The sequence below is a fragment of the Pseudomonas putida NBRC 14164 genome (assembly GCF_000412675.1).
In the GTDB taxonomy this organism is placed as follows: Bacteria; Pseudomonadota; Gammaproteobacteria; order Pseudomonadales; family Pseudomonadaceae; genus Aquipseudomonas; species Aquipseudomonas putida.
Genome location: NC_021505.1, coordinates 2,168,678 through 2,188,140, shown reverse-complemented (window position 1 = coordinate 2,188,140; position 19,463 = coordinate 2,168,678). Strand labels below are relative to the sequence as shown.

Annotated in this window: 22 protein-coding genes; 4 read left to right on the top strand and 18 right to left on the bottom strand. The window is 61.7% G+C overall.

What is annotated here, in order from left to right; translation table 11 throughout:
• Positions 1 to 70 precede the first annotated feature (70 nt).
• The 8 genes from PP4_RS09765 to thrS form a co-directional block, all read right to left on the bottom strand.
• Positions 71 to 427: a MerR family transcriptional regulator gene (locus tag PP4_RS09765; protein WP_003250681.1), complete on the bottom strand. Its 357-nt coding sequence runs from the start codon at positions 425 to 427 to the stop codon at positions 71 to 73.
• On the bottom strand, positions 408 to 710 hold the full coding sequence (ihfA, locus tag PP4_RS09760) for an integration host factor subunit alpha (protein WP_003250679.1): 303 nt from the start codon (positions 708 to 710) through the stop codon (positions 408 to 410). Before ihfA ends, PP4_RS09765 begins: the two co-directional genes overlap by 20 nt.
• A gap of 4 nt (positions 711 to 714) precedes the next feature.
• Positions 715 to 3,096, bottom strand: coding sequence for a phenylalanine--tRNA ligase subunit beta (gene pheT / locus PP4_RS09755; protein WP_016499017.1), 2,382 nt, complete (start codon positions 3,094 to 3,096; stop codon positions 715 to 717).
• 31 nt (positions 3,097 to 3,127) lie between these two features.
• On the bottom strand, positions 3,128 to 4,144 hold the full coding sequence (gene pheS / locus PP4_RS09750; protein ID WP_016487883.1) for a phenylalanine--tRNA ligase subunit alpha: 1,017 nt from the start codon (positions 4,142 to 4,144) through the stop codon (positions 3,128 to 3,130).
• Positions 4,145 to 4,253: 109 nt separating this feature from the next.
• Positions 4,254 to 4,610: a 50S ribosomal protein L20 gene (gene rplT / locus PP4_RS09745; protein ID WP_009394046.1), complete on the bottom strand. Its 357-nt coding sequence runs from the start codon at positions 4,608 to 4,610 to the stop codon at positions 4,254 to 4,256.
• Positions 4,611 to 4,637: 27 nt separating this feature from the next.
• Positions 4,638 to 4,832 carry a 50S ribosomal protein L35 gene (rpmI, locus tag PP4_RS09740; RefSeq protein WP_003250667.1) on the bottom strand — a complete coding sequence of 65 codons (195 nt, stop codon included), beginning with the start codon at positions 4,830 to 4,832 and terminating at the stop codon, positions 4,638 to 4,640.
• Positions 4,833 to 4,893: 61 nt separating this feature from the next.
• Entirely contained in the window at positions 4,894 to 5,445 is a 552-nt protein-coding gene (infC, locus tag PP4_RS09735; protein ID WP_016499016.1) for a translation initiation factor IF-3, read from the bottom strand.
• Positions 5,445 to 7,367 carry a threonine--tRNA ligase gene (gene thrS / locus PP4_RS09730; protein ID WP_016499015.1) on the bottom strand — a complete coding sequence of 641 codons (1,923 nt, stop codon included), beginning with the start codon at positions 7,365 to 7,367 and terminating at the stop codon, positions 5,445 to 5,447. The genes infC and thrS overlap by 1 nt, the downstream gene beginning before the upstream one ends.
• Before the next feature lie 337 nt (positions 7,368 to 7,704).
• Here thrS and PP4_RS09725 point away from each other — a divergent pair, with 337 nt between their 5' ends.
• Together PP4_RS09725 and PP4_RS09720 are read left to right on the top strand one after the other, a co-directional pair.
• Positions 7,705 to 8,010 carry a hypothetical protein gene (locus tag PP4_RS09725; RefSeq protein WP_016499014.1) on the top strand — a complete coding sequence of 102 codons (306 nt, stop codon included), beginning with the start codon at positions 7,705 to 7,707 and terminating at the stop codon, positions 8,008 to 8,010.
• Positions 8,011 to 8,173: 163 nt separating this feature from the next.
• Entirely contained in the window at positions 8,174 to 8,386 is a 213-nt protein-coding gene (locus tag PP4_RS09720; RefSeq protein WP_016499013.1) for a cold-shock protein, read from the top strand.
• Between the two features lie 137 nt (positions 8,387 to 8,523).
• On the opposite strand, the gene PP4_RS09715 is transcribed toward PP4_RS09720, so the two are convergent.
• Complete coding sequence (locus PP4_RS09715) at positions 8,524 to 8,841, bottom strand: I78 family peptidase inhibitor (RefSeq protein ID WP_016499012.1); 318 nt, start codon at positions 8,839 to 8,841, stop codon at positions 8,524 to 8,526.
• Between the two features lie 274 nt (positions 8,842 to 9,115).
• Here PP4_RS09715 and PP4_RS09710 point away from each other — a divergent pair, with 274 nt between their 5' ends.
• A complete protein-coding gene (locus tag PP4_RS09710; RefSeq protein ID WP_016499011.1) occupies positions 9,116 to 9,328 on the top strand; it encodes a hypothetical protein in 213 nt (70 codons plus the stop codon).
• Here PP4_RS09710 and PP4_RS09705 read toward each other — a convergent pair.
• The 7 genes from PP4_RS09705 to PP4_RS09675 all read right to left on the bottom strand — a co-directional run bounded on the left by PP4_RS09705 (position 9,300) and on the right by PP4_RS09675 (position 16,311).
• A complete protein-coding gene (locus PP4_RS09705; protein WP_016499010.1) occupies positions 9,300 to 10,301 on the bottom strand; it encodes a nucleoside hydrolase in 1,002 nt (333 codons plus the stop codon). The two genes, PP4_RS09710 and PP4_RS09705, sit on opposite strands and share 29 nt — an antisense overlap.
• A gap of 138 nt (positions 10,302 to 10,439) precedes the next feature.
• Positions 10,440 to 10,838, bottom strand: coding sequence for a D-ribose pyranase (rbsD, locus tag PP4_RS09700; RefSeq protein ID WP_016499009.1), 399 nt, complete (start codon positions 10,836 to 10,838; stop codon positions 10,440 to 10,442).
• Positions 10,835 to 11,743 carry a ribokinase gene (gene rbsK, locus PP4_RS09695; protein ID WP_016499008.1) on the bottom strand — a complete coding sequence of 303 codons (909 nt, stop codon included), beginning with the start codon at positions 11,741 to 11,743 and terminating at the stop codon, positions 10,835 to 10,837. The genes rbsD and rbsK overlap by 4 nt, the downstream gene beginning before the upstream one ends.
• 15 nt (positions 11,744 to 11,758) lie before the next feature.
• Positions 11,759 to 12,781 carry a LacI family DNA-binding transcriptional regulator gene (locus PP4_RS09690; RefSeq protein WP_016499007.1) on the bottom strand — a complete coding sequence of 341 codons (1,023 nt, stop codon included), beginning with the start codon at positions 12,779 to 12,781 and terminating at the stop codon, positions 11,759 to 11,761.
• Between the two features lie 4 nt (positions 12,782 to 12,785).
• Positions 12,786 to 13,781 carry an ABC transporter permease gene (locus tag PP4_RS09685; RefSeq protein WP_016499006.1) on the bottom strand — a complete coding sequence of 332 codons (996 nt, stop codon included), beginning with the start codon at positions 13,779 to 13,781 and terminating at the stop codon, positions 12,786 to 12,788.
• Positions 13,778 to 15,331: a sugar ABC transporter ATP-binding protein gene (locus tag PP4_RS09680; protein WP_016499005.1), complete on the bottom strand. Its 1,554-nt coding sequence runs from the start codon at positions 15,329 to 15,331 to the stop codon at positions 13,778 to 13,780. Before PP4_RS09680 ends, PP4_RS09685 begins: the two co-directional genes overlap by 4 nt.
• A 20-nt stretch (positions 15,332 to 15,351) precedes the next feature.
• Positions 15,352 to 16,311 (bottom strand): sugar ABC transporter substrate-binding protein, encoded by a 960-nt coding sequence (locus PP4_RS09675; RefSeq protein WP_016499004.1) that lies wholly within the window; start codon positions 16,309 to 16,311, stop codon positions 15,352 to 15,354.
• Positions 16,312 to 16,715: 404 nt separating this feature from the next.
• On the opposite strand from PP4_RS09675, the gene PP4_RS09670 reads away from it, so the two are divergent.
• Positions 16,716 to 17,804 carry an asparaginase gene (locus PP4_RS09670; RefSeq protein ID WP_016499003.1) on the top strand — a complete coding sequence of 363 codons (1,089 nt, stop codon included), beginning with the start codon at positions 16,716 to 16,718 and terminating at the stop codon, positions 17,802 to 17,804.
• 150 nt (positions 17,805 to 17,954) lie between these two features.
• Here the strand turns inward: PP4_RS09670 and hpaR are convergent, their stop codons facing one another.
• Positions 17,955 to 18,377, bottom strand: coding sequence for a homoprotocatechuate degradation operon regulator HpaR (hpaR, locus tag PP4_RS09665; RefSeq protein ID WP_016499002.1), 423 nt, complete (start codon positions 18,375 to 18,377; stop codon positions 17,955 to 17,957).
• Between the two features lie 156 nt (positions 18,378 to 18,533).
• A complete protein-coding gene (gene hpaA, locus PP4_RS09660; protein WP_016499001.1) occupies positions 18,534 to 19,439 on the bottom strand; it encodes a 4-hydroxyphenylacetate catabolism regulatory protein HpaA in 906 nt (301 codons plus the stop codon).
• Positions 19,440 to 19,463: the final 24 nt, after the last annotated feature.

The window sequence follows — 19,463 nt, the reverse complement described above, 5'->3', positions numbered from 1 at the left end:
TGTACCCTAACCCTCTGATAAATGAAAGCTTTTTCTCAAAAAAATTTCCACCCATCAGAAAAATCCCAGCTCACTTCTTCAAAACCACCAGCACATCCTCCAACTCAACAATCATCTGCCGAATCAGCTGCTTGTACTGGCTGGATTCATCCTTAGCCTCATCACTGGAAAGCCTCAATCGAGCCCCGCCAATGGTGAACCCCTGGTCATAAAGCAGCGCACGAATTTGGCGGATCATCAGCACATCCTGCCGCTGGTAATACCGCCGGTTTCCCCGCCGCTTCACAGGGTTAAGCTGGTCGAACTCCTGCTCCCAATACCGCAGCACGTGTGGCTTTACAGCACACAACTCACTCACTTCACCAATGGTGAAGTAGCGTTTGCCCGGTATGGGGGGCAGTTCGTCGTTATGGCTTGGTTCCAGCATAGGCCTCAACCCGGGCCTTCAACTTCTGCCCTGGACGAAAGGTGACGACGCGCCGTGCAGTGATCGGGATCTCTTCCCCTGTCTTGGGGTTGCGGCCCGGCCGCTGGCGTTTGTCGCGAAGGTCGAAGTTGCCGAAACCGGACAGCTTGACCTGCTCGTTCTCTTCAAGTGCGTGCCGAATTTCTTCGAAAAACAGCTCGACCAGCTCCTTGGCCTCACGCTTGTTAAGCCCCAGCTCCTCGTACAGCCTTTCGGCCATCTCAGCTTTCGTCAGAGCACCCATGCCGTTATTTCCTTAACGTGGTGTTCAACCTTTGTTCGAGCGAGGTGAGGATGTTTTGCAGGGTAGTGTTCACCTCATCGTCGTTAAGAGTGCGCGATGGATGCTGCCAGGTCAAGCCAACGGCAAGGCTTTTTCTATCAGGATCAATGCCTTTACCTTGGTAGACATCAAACAGCCTGAGGTCTGTGAGCCATTCGCCTGCATTGTCACGAATTAATTCAAGCACCGCGCTAGAAGCTACATCACGTCCTGCAATCAAAGCCAGGTCACGACGGGTTTCCGGGAACTTGGACAGCTCGCTGAATTTCGGCAGGCGGCCTTCGACCACGTCGCCCAGCACCAGCTCGAACAGGAACACCGGGCGGTCCAGGCCCAGGGCTTTGGCCAGCTCTGGGTGGATGGCGCCGAGATAGCCGACCAGTTTGCCGTCGCGCTCGATGGCGGCGGTCTGGCCTGGGTGCAGGGCTGGGTGTTTGCCGGCGCTGAAGGTGAAGTCGCTCAGGGCGCCGGAGTAGCCCAGCAGGGCTTCCACGTCGGCTTTGACGTCGAAGAAGTCGACGCCGTCGCGGCCGTTGGCCCAGCCTTCTGGCAGGCGGCTACCGGTGATGACGCCGGCGATCATAGGCTGTTGCTGCAGGTCACCCAGCTGGCCGACGAAGCGCAGGCCGCTTTCGAACAGGCGCACGCGGTCTTGCTGGCGGTTCAGGTTGTGCTGCAGTGCCTTGACCAGGCCCGGCCACAGGGATGCACGCATGGCGGCCATGTCGTTGGAGATGGGGTTGGCCAGCAACAGCGGCTCTACGCCCGGGCTGAACAGTTCGAACAGTTTCGGGTCGATGAAGCTGTAGGTGATGGCTTCCTGGTAGCCGCGGGCAACCAGCAGGCGGCGCAGGGTTGGCAGGTCACCGCGGGTTTCCGGCTTGCCCTGTGGGGCCAGGCGGGCTTGCGGGTAGCGAACCGGCAGGTTGTTGTAGCCGTACAGGCGGGCCAGCTCTTCGATCAGGTCCACTTCCAGGCTGATGTCGAAGCGGTGGCTTGGGACGGTTACGGTCCACTGCCCTTCCCCATCACGGGTCGTGGTCAGTTCCAGGGCGTTGAGCAGTTGCTCGACCTGGGCTGGGTCCATTTCCATGCCGAGCATCTGGGTGATGCGTTCGGCGCGCAGGGTAACTGGGGCCACTTGCGGCAGGTGCTGTTCGCTGACAGCTTCGACCACCGGCCCGGCTTCGCCGCCGACGATGTCCAGCAGCAGCTGGGTGGCGCGCTCGATGGCTTCGCGGGCCAGCTGCGAGTCGACGCCGCGCTCGTAGCGGTGCGAGGCATCGGTGTGCAAGCCGTAGGAACGGGCTTTACCGGCGACGGAAATCGGCTCGAAGAAGGCGCTTTCCAGGAACAGGTCGCGGGTTTTTTCGGTGTTCACACCGCTGTGCTCGCCACCCATCACGCCGGCGATGGCCAGGGCGCGGGTGTGGTCGGCGATGACCAGGGTGTCGGCGCGCAGGGCAACTTCCTGGCCGTCGAGCAGGACGAGCTTTTCGCCCTCTTCGGCCATGCGTACGCGGATGCCGCCGTTGATTTCTGCCAGGTCGAAGGCGTGCATCGGCTGGCCGAGTTCGAGCATCACGTAGTTGGTGATGTCGACGGCGGCGTCGATGCTGCGCACGTCGCTGCGGCGCAGGCGTTCGACCATCCACAGTGGGGTCGGCTTGCTCAGGTCGACGTTACGGATAACGCGGCCCAGGTAGCGTGGGCAGGCCGCCGGGGCGCTGACTTCGACCGGGCGCACTTCGTCGTGGGCAGGCGCTACGGCAGGCACCACCGGGCGGGTGACCGGGGTGTCGTACAGGGCGCTGACGTCACGGGCCAGGCCGGCGATGGACAGGCAGTCACCGCGGTTCGGCGTCAGGCCGATTTCGATGCTGGCGTCGTCCAGGCTCAGGTAGGTGCGAATGTTTTCGCCAACCGGGGCATCAGCCGCCAGTTCCAGCAGGCCGTCGTTCTCTTCGCTGATTTCCAGCTCGGCCGCCGAGCACAGCATGCCGAAGGACTCGACGCCGCGCAGCTTGGCCTTTTTGATCTTGAAGTCGCCAGACAGCTCGGCACCGATCATCGCGAACGGGACCTTGATGCCTGGGCGGGCGTTAGGCGCGCCGCACACGACCTGGAAGGTTTCCTGGCCGTTGGTCACCTGGCATACGCGCAGCTTGTCGGCGTCCGGGTGTTGTTCGGTGGCGAGGATTTCGCCCACGACAATGCCGCTGAACTGGCCGGCAGCGGGGGTAACGCTGTCGACTTCGAGGCCGGCCATGGACAGGCGGGCGACCAGTTCGTCACGGGAGACTTGCGGGTTTACCCAACCGCGCAGCCACTGTTCACTGAATTTCATGCTGTTCTCCTAGAATGTGCGTCGATTGGGCCTAGCGGAATTGGGCAAGGAACCGCAGGTCGTTATCGAAGAACAGACGCAAATCGTTGACGCCATAGCGCAGCATGGCCAGGCGCTCGGCGCCCATGCCGAAGGCGAAGCCCTGGAACTCTTCAGGGTCGATGCCGGACATGCGCAGCACGCTTGGGTGCACCATGCCGCAGCCCATCACTTCCAGCCAGCCGGTCTGCTTGCACACGCGGCAGCCGTTGCCGGAACACATCACGCACTGGATGTCGACTTCGGCGGACGGCTCGGTGAAGGGGAAGAACGATGGGCGGAAACGCACCGCCAGTTCTTTCTCGAAGAATACGCGCAGGAATTCTTCGATGGTGCCCTTGAGGTCGGCGAAGTTGATATCGCGATCGATCAGCAGGCCTTCGACCTGGTGGAACATCGGCGAGTGGGTGATATCCGAGTCGCAGCGATATACGCGGCCCGGGCACACAATGCGAATGGGCGGCTGGGTGGACTCCATGGTCCGCACCTGCACCGGCGAGGTGTGGGTACGCAGCAGCATGTTGGCATTGAAGTAGAAGGTGTCGTGCATCGCCCGGGCCGGGTGGTGGCCGGGGATGTTGAGCGCTTCGAAGTTGTGGTAGTCGTCTTCGACCTCTGGGCCTTCGGCGATGCCGTAGCCGATGTGGGTGAAGAACTGCTCGATGCGCTCGAGTGTACGGGTGATCGGGTGCAAGCCACCGGTGGCCTGGCCGCGGCCTGGCAGGGTGACGTCAATGCATTCGGCAGCCAGGCGAGCGCTGAGCTCGGCTTCTTCAAAGGCGGCCTTGCGGGCATTGAGCACAACGGTGACGCGCTCTTTGGCGTCGTTGATCAGCGCGCCGACTTTCGGCCGCTCTTCGGCTGGCAGGTTGCCCAGGGTCTTCATCACCTGGGTCAGCTCGCCCTTCTTGCCGAGATAGTTAACCCGGATCTGTTCCAGGGCATTGATGTCTTCAGCGCGCTCCACGGCCTCTAGGGCTTGGGAGACCAGCGCATCCAGGTTTTCCATGTACAGACTCCAGATACGAAAATAGGGGAAGAGCTTTGAAGGCTCTTCCCCTATCGATGACGTTCAATGCCCGACGGCGCTAGCGCCGCCGGGTGATTGTCGCGGGTACTTAAGCCAGAACGGCTTTAGCTTTCTCGACAATCGCAGCAAACGCCGCTTTTTCGTTCACTGCCAGATCGGCCAGAACCTTACGGTCGATTTCGATCGAAGCCTTTTTCAGGCCAGCAATCAGACGGCTGTAGGACAGACCGTTGTTGCGAGCACCGGCGTTGATACGAGCGATCCACAGTGCGCGGAACTGACGCTTCTTCTGGCGACGGTCGCGGTAGGCGTATTGGCCTGCCTTGATGACCGCTTGCTTGGCTACGCGGAATACGCGCGAGCGTGCACCGTAGTAACCTTTAGCCAGTTTCAGAATTTTCTTGTGACGCTTACGAGCGATGACGCCACGCTTAACACGAGCCATGAGTAACTTCCTCTATCTTAACCAGAATTAACGAACGCGCAGCATGCGCTCGACTTTTGCCACGTCAGACGGGTGCAGCAAGCTGGCACCGCGCAGTTGACGCTTACGCTTGGTCGACATTTTGGTCAGGATGTGGCTCTTGAAAGCGTGCTTGTGCTTGAAGCCCGAAGCTGTCTTCAGGAAGCGCTTCGCAGCACCGCTCTTGGTTTTCATTTTTGGCATGTTGAACTCCGCATTCGAAAAAAATTACACAATAATCATCAGGCCTGCCGTGCCCGGGAGATTACTTCTTCTTTTTGGGGGCGATGACCATCATAAGCTGGCGTCCTTCCATCTTCGGATGCTGCTCAACGGTGCCGTATTCAAGCAGGTCAGCTTCAACCCGCTTCAACAGCTCCATGCCCAGCTCCTGGTGGGCCATCTCACGACCACGGAATCTCAGAGAGATCTTGGCCTTGTCCCCATCGGTAAGGAAACGTACCAGGTTGCGTAGTTTTACCTGGTAATCCCCATCCTCCGTCCCTGGACGAAACTTGATTTCTTTAATCTGGATCTGCTTCTGGTTTTTCTTGGCTTCGTTGGCCTGCTTCTTCTTCTCGAAGAGGTGCTTGCCGTAGTCCATGACCTTGCAGACCGGTGGTACCGCGTCTGCAGAGATTTCTACCAGATCCAGCTTCGCTTCATCAGCGATACGCAGCGCTTCATCAATCGAGACGATGCCAACCTGCTCGCCGTCTGCGCCAATTAACCGAACCTCGCGGGCCGAGATATTCTCGTTGATCGGGGCCTTCGGTACAGCACGCTTATCGTTTCTCATTTCACGCTTAATAGTCATTACTCCGATTCTTGGCGACCACGCCGGGAAACCGCTTGTGTCAGAAGCTCAGCGAATTGGGCGACGGGCATGGAGCCCAGGTCTGCGCCTTCGCGAGTACGCACTGCAACGGTCTGCGTTTCGACTTCGCGATCCCCTATAACCAAAAGGTACGGGACCTTGAGCAAAGTATGCTCGCGGATTTTAAAGCCGATCTTCTCATTTCTCAAGTCCGACTTGGCACGGAAACCGCTACCGTTCAGAGATTTCTCAACCTCTAGGGCGAAATCGGCCTGTTTGTCGGTGATATTCATGATCACCGCCTGGGTCGGTGCCAGCCACGCCGGGAACACGCCAGCGTAGTGCTCGATCAGCATGCCGATGAAGCGCTCGAACGAACCGAGGATGGCACGGTGCAGCATGACCGGGCGAACACGGCTGTTGTCTTCGGCGATGTAGCTGGCGTCCAGACGCTCTGGCAGGTTCGGGTCGTACTGCAGGGTACCACACTGCCAGTTACGGCCGAGGCAGTCGCGCAGGGTAAACTCGATTTTCGGGCCGTAGAAGGCGCCCTCGCCTGGCTGGTACTCCCACTCAAGGCCCGATTCGTTCAGGGCGTCGGCCAGTGCGCTTTCGGCACGGTCCCACAGCTCTTCGGAACCAACACGCTTGGCCGGACGAGTGGACAGCTTCATGGCGATGTCGCTGAAGCCGAAGTCCTTGTACACGTCCAGGGTCAGCTTGATGAAGTCGGCGGCTTCTTTCTTCACCTGTTCTTCGGTGCAGAAGATGTGCGCGTCATCCTGTACGAAGCCACGCACACGCATGATGCCATGCAGGGCACCGGACGGCTCGTTACGGTGGCAGGCGCCGAACTCGGCCAGGCGCAGCGGCAGGTCGCGGTAGCTTTTCAGGCCCTGGTTGAACACCTGCACGTGGCACGGGCAGTTCATCGGTTTTACCGCGTAGTCACGGCTTTCCGACGAAGTGGTGAACATGTTCTCGGCGTAGTTGGACCAGTGGCCGGAACGCTCCCACAAAATACGGTCGACAACCTGCGGCGTCTTGATTTCCAGGTAGCCGTTGGCGCGCTGAACCTGGCGCATGTACTGCTCGAGTACCTGGTACACGGTCCAGCCGTTGGCGTGCCAGAACACCATGCCCGGGGCTTCTTCCTGCAGGTGAAACAGGTCGAGCTGCTTGCCGATCTTGCGGTGGTCGCGTTTTTCGGCTTCTTCGATGCGCTGAACGTAGGCAGCCAGCTGCTTCTTGTCGGCCCAGGCGGTGCCGTACACGCGCTGCAGCTGCTCGTTCTTGGCATCACCGCGCCAGTAGGCACCGGACAGCTTGGTCAGCTTGAATGCCTTGAGGAAGCGGGTGTTCGGCACGTGCGGGCCGCGGCACATGTCGACGTATTCTTCGTGGTAGTACAGGCCCATGGCCTGCTCATCCGGCATGTCTTCGACCAGGCGCAGCTTGTAGTCTTCGCCACGGGCCTTGAACACGTCGATGACTTCGGCGCGCGGGGTCACTTTCTTGACCACGTCGTAGTCTTTCTCGATCAGCTCCATCATGCGCTTTTCGATGGCGGCCATGTCTTCAGGAGTGAAGGGGCGCTCGTAGGCGATGTCGTAATAGAAGCCTTCGTCGATAACCGGGCCGATCACCATCTTGGCGGTCGGGTACAGCTGCTTCACCGCGTGGCCGACCAGGTGGGCGCACGAGTGACGGATGATCTCCAGTCCCTCTTCATCTTTAGGGGTGATGATCTGCAGGGTGGCGTCGTGACTGATCAGGTCGCAAGCATCGACCAGTTTACCGTCGACCTTGCCGGCGACGGTGGCCTTGGCCAGGCCGGCGCCGATGGAAGCGGCAACGTCGGCTACGGATACGGCGTGATCAAACGAACGTTGACTGCCATCGGGAAGAGTAATAGTGGGCATGGCGCCTCCTCTCCTAGTGGTGACCCCTACCAAAGGTCACGTGGGTTGGGATGAGCCAGTACAAGATCCGACCTGCCCTCCTTTATAAGGAAGCCTGCCTCACAGTGGCAGAAGCCTTTCGGCTTGCAAGGGACGAACCAGAGTGACTGGAAAGAAAAAAGATAGCTGCAGCCGGCACAGCGCGACCACAAGCCGAGCATGCTAGCACGCGGGTTGCACCCCAGGCAGAAATATTTGGAAATTGCACCGCAGCGGTGAACTAACGCGGAAAAATACCGCTCAGACTTTGGGAAGCAACCTACTCTTGATGAGACCTTAACCCAAGGAGTAACTGGTTATGCGAGTTCCGTCTCTTCTGGCCCTGGCGGCCGCTGGCGCCCTGCTGCTGCCCGTGGCTGCGAACGCCGGCAACTTCCCAGCCGGGAAGGAGGCCGCCTACACCGCCCAGTGCACGCAAGTGGCCGGCAGCCAGGGCGTTGACGCTGCCACGGCGAAAAAACACTGCGACTGCGGCGCACAAGCGATCAAAAAGAATTTTACCGACGCCGAGATTGCCGACCTGGACAGCAAGGATGGCGTTGACGCCAAGCTGATGCAGAAGGCCCAGACCGTGGTACAACAGGCCTGCGCACCGAAGCGCTGAAACCTTAAAGCCGGTGGTGGCTGACGATTATTTTGCGCTGGATCAACATCCGGTGAAGGTAAAAGGCGCTAGTTCCGCAGAATTAGACTATGATGTCATCTGTGCCAGACAGCTCAGGCGTCTAGGCACTTCGAAAAATTTCAAGTTTCTGGAGATTCATCCCATGTCCAATCGCCAAACCGGCACCGTCAAATGGTTCAATGATGAGAAAGGCTTCGGCTTCATCACCCCACAAGGCGGCGGCGACGACCTGTTCGTTCACTTCAAGGCCATCGAATCCGACGGCTTCAAGAGCCTGAAAGAAGGTCAGCAAGTTTCCTTCGTCGCCGAGCGCGGTCAGAAGGGCATGCAGGCTGCACAGGTTCGTCCGGAGTAATTCGGAAGCTGTGAAAAAACCCGCCCTTGTGGCGGGTTTTTTTATGGGCGCTTACCAGGCGGTATACGCTGCTCTTTGCGGCCCTTTCGCGGCACGAGGCCGCTCCTACAGGGGCCGCATGGGCCTTTGGAGCTGCATCAACCGCAGTTGACGCGGGTTACCTTGCCTTGCTCGTCCACGTTCAGGTTCAGGCGGTCGGAGCGGTATTCCAGGGTTACTACATCGTGCGGCTTGAGGATGCGTGCTGTCTGCGAGCCACTGCCCTTGCGCGCCTGCTCCAGCAGCTCGGCGCTGCCTGGTTTGCCAATGGCAAAATCGGCGCCGCTGGCTTCGCAGCGGCCATCGTTGCCAGCCGATGCGGCCGGCGCATCGCCACCAGCGTTGCCACCTGTGCTGCAACCAGCCAGGACAGCAGCCACCGCCAGGGTTGCCAGGTAAGCACGGGTACGGAACATGAAGCCTCCTAAATGGGTCCGGGAACTGTCTGTTCCGACAGCTCCGCTCAGTATTCGTTGCAAAACCGGTCAAGTCTGCCTGAACTCTAGCACCGAGGCGAAAAGCAATCGTGACCGGATTTTGCACAACCCCATGCGTTTGCCATATGCTTAGCGCGCACGGTCACTGGCGCAAAGCCATGATTTGCTGCAAGAAGTGGAGCGCATCCCGCCTCCATCGAGCACCAGGGTCAGGTGCTCCCCCTTCGTTCCGGGCCCCCAGCGAGAGCTTTTCATGAGTACCCACAGCATCGATGCCGACATCAAGGTCAAATGGGCCGAGGGCCAGAGCGCGTACAGCCCTGGCACACCGGAAGAATTGCTGTTGATCGCCATCGACCTGTTGGTACGGGACAACGGCGCCGAGGCGGCACGCAGCTTCATCGACCAGGTGTTCGAGCGCTACGCGCCGCACGCGGCTATTCCAATCGCGCCAGACGTGCGCTGAGCAGGTCGAACAGCCCCTGGGCATCGCCCTGCTCCACCCACAGCACATTCGCTGGTTGCTTGAGTACGCCGTACCAGTCGGCAATGGTCTGGCCGAAGGTCGGGCCTTCACGGCTGTCGATGCTCATATGGATGCGTCGGCCGCTGAACAGCTCTGGCTTTAACAGGTAGGCAATGACGCTGGCGTCATGCACCGGGCCCCCGGGCATACCGTACAGGTCCATGTCGTGGGTGATGTAGGCATTGAGGATATCGACCACGCGCTTGCTGGCCTGATTGTTCAGGGCTGCCAGTTGTTTCAGGCGGGCGGCGCTGGTCAGCAGCTTGTGGGTGACGTCCAGCGGCAGGTAGGTGAGTGCTACACCGCTGGCCAGCACCACTTCGGCGGCGTGCGGGTCTGCGTAGAGGTTGAATTCTGCTGCCGGGGTGATGTTGCCGCCATTGAAGTGGGCGCCGCCCATGACCACCACCTCCTTGATGCCTTGGGCGATGTCCGGGCGCTGGATCAATGCCAGGGCCAGATTGGTCTGCGGGCCGAGCATGGCGACGGTGATGCTGTGCGGTTTGGCTGCGCCGAGGGTATCGACCAGGTATTGCACGGCATTACCCTGGGCCAGGGCTGCTTTCGGCTCGTGCACCTGCACACCGGTAAGGCCTTCTTCGCCATGAACGTCGGCGGCGTAGATCGGTGTACGCACCAGTGGGCGGCCGGCGCCGGCATACACAGGAATGTCTTCGCGGCCCGCCCATTCGCGGGCCAGGCGGGCGTTGCGCGAAGTTTTATCCAGGCGCACGTTGCCGGCCACGGTGGTGATGGCACGGATATTGAGCTCGTCAGGCGAGGCCATGGCCAGGAACAGCGCGACCACGTCGTCGGCGCCGGGGTCGGTGTCTATGATCAAGTCGATGGGGGCCGCCTGGAGGGTGGTGGCTGTGGCCATGAAGGCGATTCCTTGTAGCAGGGGCTTGAGCATACGGGCACTCCTGTTGCCTGGGTAGAGGGTTCCGGGGCCGCGCTGCGGCCCAATCGCCGGCAAGCCAGCTCCCACAGGTACAGCGCGACACCCTTTTGGGAGCTGGCTAGCCGGCGATCGGGGGCAAAGCCCCCGCGTTCAGAAAGTGACGCCGGAGATGAGGGCGATGTTGCTGTAGGGCTGGCACTCACCGGTGCGCACCACCGCGCGGGCACTGCGCGACAGCACCTTGAAATTTTCATGGCTCAGCCATTCGCGCTTGCCCAGCTTGCCCTTCAACCGCTCGATCTCTACCAGCGCCGGCGGCACCACTTTCTGCATTTCTTCAGCCAGCACATGCCGCTCTACCTGCAACTCGCTCAGCACTACCCGCAACACACTGGCGAAATCCGGCAGACCGGGCGTGATGGCAAGGTCGATCATTTCCACGCCCGGCGGCACCGGCAGCCCGGCATCGCCGATCACCAGGATATCGCCATGCCCCATGCCGGCAATGACCCGCGACAGGGCAACGTTCAGCAAGGGGGTTTTCTTCATGGTGTCAGCTCCGCCAGGTAGGGAATGGACGGCTGGGCACCGGCACGGGTAACCGACAAGGCGGCGGCACGCTGGCCAAAGGCAATGGCCTCGCCCTCCTCCAGCCCCCGAACCAGGCCGGCAGCAAAGCCGCCAATGAAGGTATCGCCAGCAGCAGTGGTGTCCAGCGGTTGCACCACAGGCGCCGGGAAGTGCTGGTGGCCCTTGGCAGTCACCAGCAAGGCCCCTTGCGCGCCCAAGGTGATGATCACTTTGCCCGCCCCCAGCTGCAGCAGGCGCTCACCGGCGCGCCGGGCGCTGTCCTGGTCGGTCACCGGCACCCCGGTCAGGGCTTCGGCCTCGCTTTCGTTAGGCGTGAGGTAATCGATGCGCGCAAACCAGTCCGCCGGCAAGGGGCCGGTGGCCGGCGCCGGGTTCAGGATCACCTGTTTGCCCAGCTCATGCGCCCTCGTCAGGGTCCAGGCCACGGTGCCGGCCGGCACTTCCAGCTGGCAGATGACCACCTCGGCCGCCTGCAGCAACGCATCAAAGCGCTGTACCGACTGCGGCGTCAGCAGGCCGTTGCCGCCAGGAATGATGACGATGCAGTTCTGGCTGGCGGCATCCACGGTAATCAGTGCCACACCGCTGGACACCCCTGGGCAGGTGCTGACGCCCTGGCAGTCGATGCCCTCGACATACAGGGCCCGGTGCAGTTGCCGGCCATAGTCATCGTCACCCACGTTGCCGATCATCGCCACGCTGCCGCCAAGCCGCGCCACCGCCACGGCCTGGTTGGCGCCTTTGCCGCCCGGCACGGTGAAAAAGCTTTCGCCGGGGAGTGTTTCGCCGGCCCGGGGCAGGCGCTGGGCGCGGGCCACCAGGTCCATATTGAGGCTGCCGACCACCACAACCTTGGCATTCATGACGTTTCCTTAGCGTTAGCGGTAATCGTTGAACAAGTCCGGGCGCGGCCCGGTGGACTCACGCAGCACGATGCGCGGGGCCACAATGCGTTGCTCCGCCGCGCCTTGCCGGGGTGTTCCTATACGTGTCAGCAACAGTGAGGCGGCGCTCTCGCCCAGCTCGCGAATCGACTGGCCCACGGTGGTCAACGGCGGATACACGTAGCGGCTCAGCTCGATGTCGTCGAAGCCGATCACCGACAGCTCGCCGGGCACGCTGATATTGCGTTCGGCCGCAGCACGCAGCACGCCGAAACCGATCATGTCGTTGCCGGCAAAAATCGCCGTGGGCCGTTTACCCTCCAGCACCTGCGCCGCTGCTGCGTGCCCACCCGGGCTGGTGAAGTCGCAGTGCAGCACACGGCTGCCCAGCACCGGCACGCCGGCTTCGGCCATGGCGCGGCGGAAGCCGTTCAGACGCAACTGGGTAACCCCGGTTTCTGCCGGGCCGCCAATATAGGCGACATCGCGGTGGCCAAGCTCCAGCAGATGCTGAGTGGCCAGGTAGGCGCCGTGTTCGTGGTCGATGCGCACCAGGTCGGCATCCACGCCTTCCAGCTCACGGTCGACGATAACCATCGGCGTGCGCACGCAGGCCAGGCTTTGCAGCAGGTCGCTGTCCTGGCCCACCGAGGCCACCACCAGGCCGTCGATGCGCTTTTCCAGCAGCACGCGCAGGTAACTGCGCTGCTTCTGTGGGTTGTCATCGGAGTTGCACAAAATTACACAGTAGCCGTTGCGCTCACACGCGTCTTCAATGCCACGTGCCAGCTCGGCGAAGTATGGGTTGACGCTATTGGGCACCAACAGGCCGATGGTGGCCGTGCTGCGCGCCTTCAGTGAACGCGCCACCGCGCTGGGCACGTAGTCCAGCTCGATAATGGCGGCTTCAACCTTCTGCCGCACGTGTTCGCTCACCGGTCGGGTCTTGTTCAGTACATGGGACACGGTGGTGTAGGAAATGCCCGCCAGTGCCGCGACGTCTTTGATGGTTGCCATATTGTCAGTTCCGCCGGGCTGCACGCCGGCTGCGGTAAGTGTCGAGCACCACGGCGATGACGATCACCGCCCCGGTAATGATGCGTTTGGTCGGCTCGCTGGCGCCAATCTGAGCCAGCCCGGCGGCCAGTACCGAGATGATCAGTACGCCAAAGAAGGTGCTGATGACCGAGCCACGCCCGCCCATCAGGCTGGTGCCGCCGATCACCACGGCGGCGATCACCTGCAGCTCCAGGCCGGAGCCGGCATTGGGGTCGGCCGCCTCCAGGCGCGATATCTGAAACAGCGCGGCCAGGCCTGCCAGCAGCCCCATCAGGGCGAACACCAGCACTTTGTACGGGCGCGGGTCGATACCTGCCAGGCGCACCGCCTCTTCATTGGTACCGATGCCGATCAGGTAGCGGCCGAACACCGTGCGGGTCAGCACCAGATGGGCCAGTACGATCACCAGCAAGGCAATGATGAACGCTGGCGAAATACCAAAGGCAACCGGGTTGGAAAACCACGCATAGGCATCGCCGATATAGGCGGTGCGCGAGTCGGTGAACTGGTAGGCCAGGCCGCGGGCCATTTCCAGCACGCCAAGCGAGACGATGAACGACGGAATACGCCAGGCCACCGTAACGCCGCCGGTAATGCTGCCGGCCAGTGCGGCCACGGCCATGCCCAGCAGCGCCGACGGCAGCGGGTCCCAGCCCCAGCCGAGGATGGCCACACTCACGGCAGAAGCCGCCAGGGCCAGCACCGAGCCCACCGACAGGTCGATTCCGCCGATGATCAGTACAAAGGTCATGCCCACCGCCAGCACCATCAGGTCGGGGATCTGGTTGGCCAAGGTACTGAAGGTGTTGTAAGACCAGAAGTGGCTGCTGAGGAACGAGAACAACACAATCATCGCCAGCAAGGCGCCAGCCAGGCCCAGGTAGGTGCCCAGGCCAAAGTAGGTGCCACTGCGGCGCACAGGGGCGGCGCCTTGGCTATCGAGCGGGGTGGTTTTCATGCGTCCATCCTGGGGGCTGCATCGTGCAGCAGTGCGTCACGTTTCTGATAACCGGCAAAGGCTGCGGCCAGCAGCTGGTCCTGGCTCCAATGATCACGCTCGAAGGTGTCGATCAGGCGACCGGCCGACAGCACGGCGATGCGGTCGCAGACCAGCATCAGCTCGCGCAGGTCGCTGGACACCACCACCAGCGCCTTGCCCTGGCGCGCCAGTTCGGCCAGCAGGCCATAGATGTCGAACTTGGCACCCACGTCGATGCCTCGGGTGGGCTCGTCGAACAGCAGCACCTGGCAGTCGCGCTCCAGCCAGCGGCCAATCACGACCTTCTGCTGGTTGCCGCCAGACAGCTCGCCCACAACCTGGTGGGCGCCGGCACTGCGAATACGCATGGCCTGGATCTGGCGCTCGGCCAAGGCCTCCTCTGCCTGGCCGTCAAGCACGCCAGCGCGTGACACCGCGCCCAGGTTGCCCAAGGCGATGTTGGCGCTGATCGACTGCGTCAACAGCAGGCCCTCGCCTTTGCGGTCTTCGGTAATCAGCGCGATACCCGCCTTTACGGCAGCCTTGGGCGAGTCGATGGTGACGGTTTGTAGTGGTTGGCCGAGCGCGATGCTGCCACTGTCGGCACGGTCGGCGCCGTAGATCAGCCGCAACAGCTCGGTACGGCCGGCACCAATCAGGCCGGAAATGCCGAAGATCTCCCCTGCCCTGACCTCAAACGACACCTCGCGCACCTTGTCAGTACGGCTGAGCTTGTCGACCTTGAGCAACGGCGCGCCGATCTGCCGGCGGCCCAGGTCGATATGCTCGCCCAGCTCGCGACCGACCATCAGGTTGACCAGTTCGGCACTGCTGTAGCGCTGGATTGGCTCGTCGCACACCAGCTTGCCGTCGCGCAGCACGACGATGCGCTGTGCAACACGCTGCAGTTCTTCCAGGCGGTGGGAAATGTAGACGATGGCCACGCCACGCTGGCGCAGGCGCTCGATCTGGGTGAACAGCAGCTCCACCTCGCGCGCGGTGAGCATCGCGGTGGGCTCATCGAAGATCAGCACATGGCAGTCGCCGATCAGGTTGCGGGCAATCTCGACCATCTGCTGATGGCCAATGCCCAGTTCGCCCACCGGGGTATCCGGGTCGATGGCATCGAGCCCTACCTGCGCCATGGCGGCGGTGGCCAGCTGGCGCAGGCGCTTGTGGCTGATCCAGCCGAAACGGCTGGGCAGGTTGTCGAGAAACAGGTTTTCCGCCACGGTCAGCGTCGGCAACAGGTTCAGCTCCTGCATGACCATGCGCACACCCAGGCGCTCGGCCTCGCTGCGGCTGGCAGGCGCATAGGCTTGGCCGCGGTAGGTCATGCGCCCGCTGGTGGGCACCTCCAGGCCGCTAATGAGCTTGGACAGCGTACTCTTGCCCGCGCCGTTCTCGCCGGTCAGGGCCAGCACTTCGCCGGCCCGCAGGCTCAGGCTGACCTCGCCGAGCACGGGCTGGGCGTAGGTCTTGCCCAGCCCGCTGGCGGACAGCAGCACTTCATGGGCCGATGCAGCCATGGCCGTTTCTCCTGGCAGCGTCAGGGCTTCTTGGTGATGAGTTCGACCGGGGTCTGGATGACGTTGTCGGCATCCACGTCAGGCTTCTCGCCCTTGACCATTTTCAGCGCAGCCTGGATGCCGTACACCGCCTGCTGGCTGGCGGCCTGATCGAGGGTGGCAAGCACGCGACCATCGGCAAGCATCGGCTTGATGGCGTTGATGTTGTCATAACCCACCACTTGCACCTGGCCGGTCTTGCCGGCGGCGCGCACGGCAGACACGGCGCCCAGCGCCATGCTGTCGTTGCCGGCCAGCAAGGCTTTCAGCTCGGGGTATTCGTTGAGCATGGCGGCGGCGACGGCGTTGCCTTTGTCGATTTCCCAATTGCCGCTTTGTACCGAGACGATTTTCATCTGCGCGGCATCCATGGCGTCCTTGAAGCCGGCGGTGCGCTGCTGGGCGTTGGTGGTGGTCGGCACCCCTTCGATGATGCCCACCTGGTCGCCGGCCTTGAGCTTCTCGTTGGCCAGGTAGTCGCCCACCAGGCGCGCGCCCTTGCGGTTGTCGGGGCCAACGAACGGCACGCTGATGCCTTTGCTCTTGAGCAGATCAGGGTCCAGGCGGTTGTCGATGTTGATCACCACCACGCCCTGGTCCATGGCCTTCTTCACTACCGACACCAGCGCCTTGGAATCAGCCGGGGCAATCACCAGCGCCTTGGCGCCGGAATTGACCATCTGCTCGACGATGCGGATCTGTTCGCCAGTGTCGGTCTCGTTCTTGATGCCGTTGGCGACCAGGTCGAATTCGTTGGCGTGGGTTTTCTGGTAGTCCTTGGCGCCGTCTTCCATGGTGCGGAAGAATTCGTTGGCCAGTGACTTCATCACCAGGGCGACCTTGGGCTTGTCTTCGGCATGGGCGGCAGACAATGGCAGGGCGAGGGAAAGGGAGGAAACGACAGCGAGGGCCAGCAGACGACCGGGGAACGGCAGTTTCATGGACGATGACTCCGAATCTTGTGTTTTTTATCGGATCGCAAACGTTTGCGTTGACTAACTATGGAAACAGGACCGGGGTTTGTCAAATCCGTTTGATTTCGGAGGTCAAAGCACTGCTGTGCCGATTATCCAGATTTTTCCGGAAAACCGAACACCTTTTCCTATGCTTGTTCGGAATTACGAATGAAAGGATGCCCTTTGCAGGAGCGGCCCTGTGTCGCGATGGTCTGCGCAGCAGCCCCGGCAATGTGTGCTGAACACAGCATTCCGGGGCTGCTGCGCACCCCATCGCGACGCAAGGCCGCTCCCACACAAAGAGCCGTCCGCGCAAGCTGGTACGAAACATGCCTGAAGCCCTGCGCGACTCAATAACTATCTCACTAGGAAGAGAGAGAACAATAACGATGAATGCCGCACTTAAAACCTTCGCCCCCAGCGCACTCGCCCTGCTGCTGATCCTGCCAACCACCGCCTCTGCCAAAGAAGCCGAAAACCAGCAGAAGCTGGCCAACGTGGTCATCCTCGCCACTGGCGGCACCATTGCCGGCGCCGGCGCCAGCGCGGCCAACAGCGCCACCTACCAGGCTGCCAAGCTGGGCATCGACAAGCTGATTGCCGGCGTGCCGGAACTGGCCGACATCGCCAACGTACGCGGCGAGCAAGTGATGCAGATCGCCTCTGAAAGTATCACCAACGAGGACTTGCTCAAGCTCGGCAAGCGGGTTGCCGAACTGGCCGAGAGCAAGGACGTCGACGGCATCGTCATTACCCACGGCACCGACACCCTCGAAGAAACCGCCTACTTCCTCAACCTGGTGGAAAAGACCGACAAGCCAATCGTGGTGGTCGGCTCGATGCGCCCGGGCACCGCCATGTCTGCCGACGGCATGCTCAACCTGTACAACGCCGTGGCCGTGGCCGGCGACAAGCAGTCGCGCGGCAAGGGCGTGCTGGTGACCATGAACGACGAGATCCAGTCGGGCCGTGACGTGAGCAAGTCGGTCAACATCAAGACCGAAGCCTTCAAGAGCGCCTGGGGCCCGATGGGCATGGTGGTGGAAGGCAAATCCTACTGGTTCCGCCTGCCGGCCAAGCGCCACACGGTCAATTCCGAGTTCGACATCAAGCAGATCAGCAGCCTGCCACAGGTGGACATTGCCTATGGCTATGGCAACGTGACCGACACCGCCTACAAGGCACTGGCGCAGAACGGTGCCAAGGCGCTGATCCATGCCGGTACCGGCAACGGTTCGGTGTCGTCGCGGGTGGTGCCGGCGTTGCAGGAACTGCGCAAGAACGGCGTGCAGATCATCCGCTCGTCGCACGTCAACCAGGGTGGTTTCGTGCTGCGCAACGCCGAACAGCCGGATGACAAGAACGACTGGGTCGTGGCCCACGACCTGAACCCGCAGAAGGCGCGGATTCTGGCGATGGTCGCCATGACCAAGACCCAGGACAGCAAAGAGCTGCAGCGGATTTTCTGGGAGTACTGATTAACTCGCCGCGCCCCCCTGTAGGAGCGGCCTTGCGCCGCGAATGGGCGGCGTAGCGGCCCCAGGATTTGAGCTTCACCGCAGAAATCGCCGGGGCTGCTGCGCAGCCCATTCGCGGCACAAGGCCGCTCCTACAAGACCAGAAAAACGTTATGGCGCGATGCGCTTCAGGTCATTCAACAACCCCATCAGCTGCTGCAGCTTCTCTTCACCAAACTGCGCCTGAATCTTCTGGTAGTTGGCCTCCATGCCTTCCTTCATCGAGGCAAAGCACGCCTCCCCTCCTTCGGTCAGGCTGACGAACACCCGTCGCTGGTCCTGCGCGGCCTTCTGCCGCCGCACCAGCCCGTCGCGCTCCAGGCGCCCCAGTACCCCGGTCATGCTCGGCTTGAGGATGCAGGCCAGTTCCGCCAACTGGTAATTCTCCAGCTCGCCGTGCTGCTTGAGGATGCGGATTACCCGCCATTGCTGCTCGGTCAGGTCGTGCTGGTTCAACAGCGGCCTGAAAAATGCCATCGCGGCTTCTCGGGCCTGCAACAGGCTTAGCGTGAGCGAAGGTTGCGTCTTGGTCATGGTCAAACCTGTGGCTTTTTCTCAATTCACGAATTTAAGGGCATGCACAATGGAAAGTGCAATCTGTTCCACGGAAAACCCATTCAAGCCCGGCGCACGGGCTGCGAGCATCCGCTGTAAACAACAACAGCACCCGGGTGAGCCGCCATGGCCATTTCACTGCAATTCTGCCTGCCGCTGGCGGTACTCCCCGGGTGTGAGCTTGGCGTAGCGGTTGAAGAAGCGGCTGAAATAGGCCGGGTCCTTGAAGCCGAGCTGGTAACAGATTTCGTTGGCCGTGCTGCCGGAAAACAACAGCAAACGCTTGGCCTCCTGCATCAGCCGTTCCAGCACCAGGCGCTTGGATGGCAAGTCGGCGATGCGCCGGCACACATCGTTCAGCCGTGCCTCGGTCACGCCAATCTGCTGCGCGTAGCGGGCCAGCGGCCAATGCTCAAGGTAATGCGCTTCGATCAGGGCATTGAAACGGTGGAAGATCTTCAGGTCTTCATGCCGCGCCGGGGTCGATTCCAGCGAGTTGGGGCACAGCCGCAGCAGGCTGATCATGATCAGGCGGGTCAGCGACTGCAACGCCGCCTCGCGACCCGGTTGCTGCGTGGCAAACTCGTCACTCAACGCGTCCAGCCAGCCTTGCAGGCGCTGCGCCTCGGCCTTGTATTCGGCCGGCAGGTTGCCCAGCGCCACACAGGCTGGCTGCACCTGCATGCCCGCCGGCAGCAGGCTGGCGTCGGCTTCGATCAATTGCCACACCAGTTGCTGGCGCACCGTCAGCACATGCCCGTCGCTGTCCGCTTCGGTGACGAACGCGTGTGCCACCGTGGGTGGCGTGAGGAAAAACATCGGCCCGGCCTCGATGTATTGCTGGTCATCCAGATACACCCGCACTGTGCCCGACTTCACGTAATGCACCTGGAAAAACCGGTCATGCCGGTGCACCGGCATGTTGCGCCCGAAAAAGCCCGCCAGGTTGCCCAGCCGGTCGTAATGCACCTCGCTGTCGCTGTAGCGCTGGTCGTAGACCTGGCCAATGTTGATGTTCGGTATCGGATGCCGGTCGCTCATGGCTGCTTGCTCGCAAATCGCTTG

Excerpts from the sequence above, each read along its gene's own strand:
- PP4_RS09675 (WP_016499004.1), bottom strand. The coding sequence starts at position 16,311 with ATGAAACTGCCGTTCCCCGGTCGTCTGCTGGCCCTCGCTGTCGTTTCC.
- rbsK (WP_016499008.1), bottom strand. The coding sequence starts at position 11,743 with ATGAATGCCAAGGTTGTGGTGGTCGGCAGCCTCAATATGGACCTGGTG.
- PP4_RS09720 (WP_016499013.1), top strand. The coding sequence starts at position 8,174 with ATGTCCAATCGCCAAACCGGCACCGTCAAATGGTTCAATGATGAGAAA.
- PP4_RS09690 (WP_016499007.1), bottom strand. The coding sequence starts at position 12,781 with ATGGCAACCATCAAAGACGTCGCGGCACTGGCGGGCATTTCCTACACC.
- infC (WP_016499016.1), bottom strand. The coding sequence starts at position 5,445 with ATGACTATTAAGCGTGAAATGAGAAACGATAAGCGTGCTGTACCGAAG.
- rplT (WP_009394046.1), bottom strand. The coding sequence starts at position 4,610 with ATGGCTCGTGTTAAGCGTGGCGTCATCGCTCGTAAGCGTCACAAGAAA.
- ihfA (WP_003250679.1), bottom strand. The coding sequence starts at position 710 with ATGGGTGCTCTGACGAAAGCTGAGATGGCCGAAAGGCTGTACGAGGAG.
- rpmI (WP_003250667.1), bottom strand. The coding sequence starts at position 4,832 with ATGCCAAAAATGAAAACCAAGAGCGGTGCTGCGAAGCGCTTCCTGAAG.
- hpaR (WP_016499002.1), bottom strand. The coding sequence starts at position 18,377 with ATGACCAAGACGCAACCTTCGCTCACGCTAAGCCTGTTGCAGGCCCGA.
- PP4_RS09715 (WP_016499012.1), bottom strand. The coding sequence starts at position 8,841 with ATGTTCCGTACCCGTGCTTACCTGGCAACCCTGGCGGTGGCTGCTGTC.
- rbsD (WP_016499009.1), bottom strand. The coding sequence starts at position 10,838 with ATGAAGAAAACCCCCTTGCTGAACGTTGCCCTGTCGCGGGTCATTGCC.
- PP4_RS09705 (WP_016499010.1), bottom strand. The coding sequence starts at position 10,301 with ATGCTCAAGCCCCTGCTACAAGGAATCGCCTTCATGGCCACAGCCACC.
- thrS (WP_016499015.1), bottom strand. The coding sequence starts at position 7,367 with ATGCCCACTATTACTCTTCCCGATGGCAGTCAACGTTCGTTTGATCAC.
- PP4_RS09680 (WP_016499005.1), bottom strand. The coding sequence starts at position 15,331 with ATGGCTGCATCGGCCCATGAAGTGCTGCTGTCCGCCAGCGGGCTGGGC.
- PP4_RS09670 (WP_016499003.1), top strand. The coding sequence starts at position 16,716 with ATGAATGCCGCACTTAAAACCTTCGCCCCCAGCGCACTCGCCCTGCTG.
- pheT (WP_016499017.1), bottom strand. The coding sequence starts at position 3,096 with ATGAAATTCAGTGAACAGTGGCTGCGCGGTTGGGTAAACCCGCAAGTC.
- PP4_RS09765 (WP_003250681.1), bottom strand. The coding sequence starts at position 427 with ATGCTGGAACCAAGCCATAACGACGAACTGCCCCCCATACCGGGCAAA.
- PP4_RS09710 (WP_016499011.1), top strand. The coding sequence starts at position 9,116 with ATGAGTACCCACAGCATCGATGCCGACATCAAGGTCAAATGGGCCGAG.
- pheS (WP_016487883.1), bottom strand. The coding sequence starts at position 4,144 with ATGGAAAACCTGGATGCGCTGGTCTCCCAAGCCCTAGAGGCCGTGGAG.
- PP4_RS09685 (WP_016499006.1), bottom strand. The coding sequence starts at position 13,781 with ATGAAAACCACCCCGCTCGATAGCCAAGGCGCCGCCCCTGTGCGCCGC.
- hpaA (WP_016499001.1), bottom strand. The coding sequence starts at position 19,439 with ATGAGCGACCGGCATCCGATACCGAACATCAACATTGGCCAGGTCTAC.
- PP4_RS09725 (WP_016499014.1), top strand. The coding sequence starts at position 7,705 with ATGCGAGTTCCGTCTCTTCTGGCCCTGGCGGCCGCTGGCGCCCTGCTG.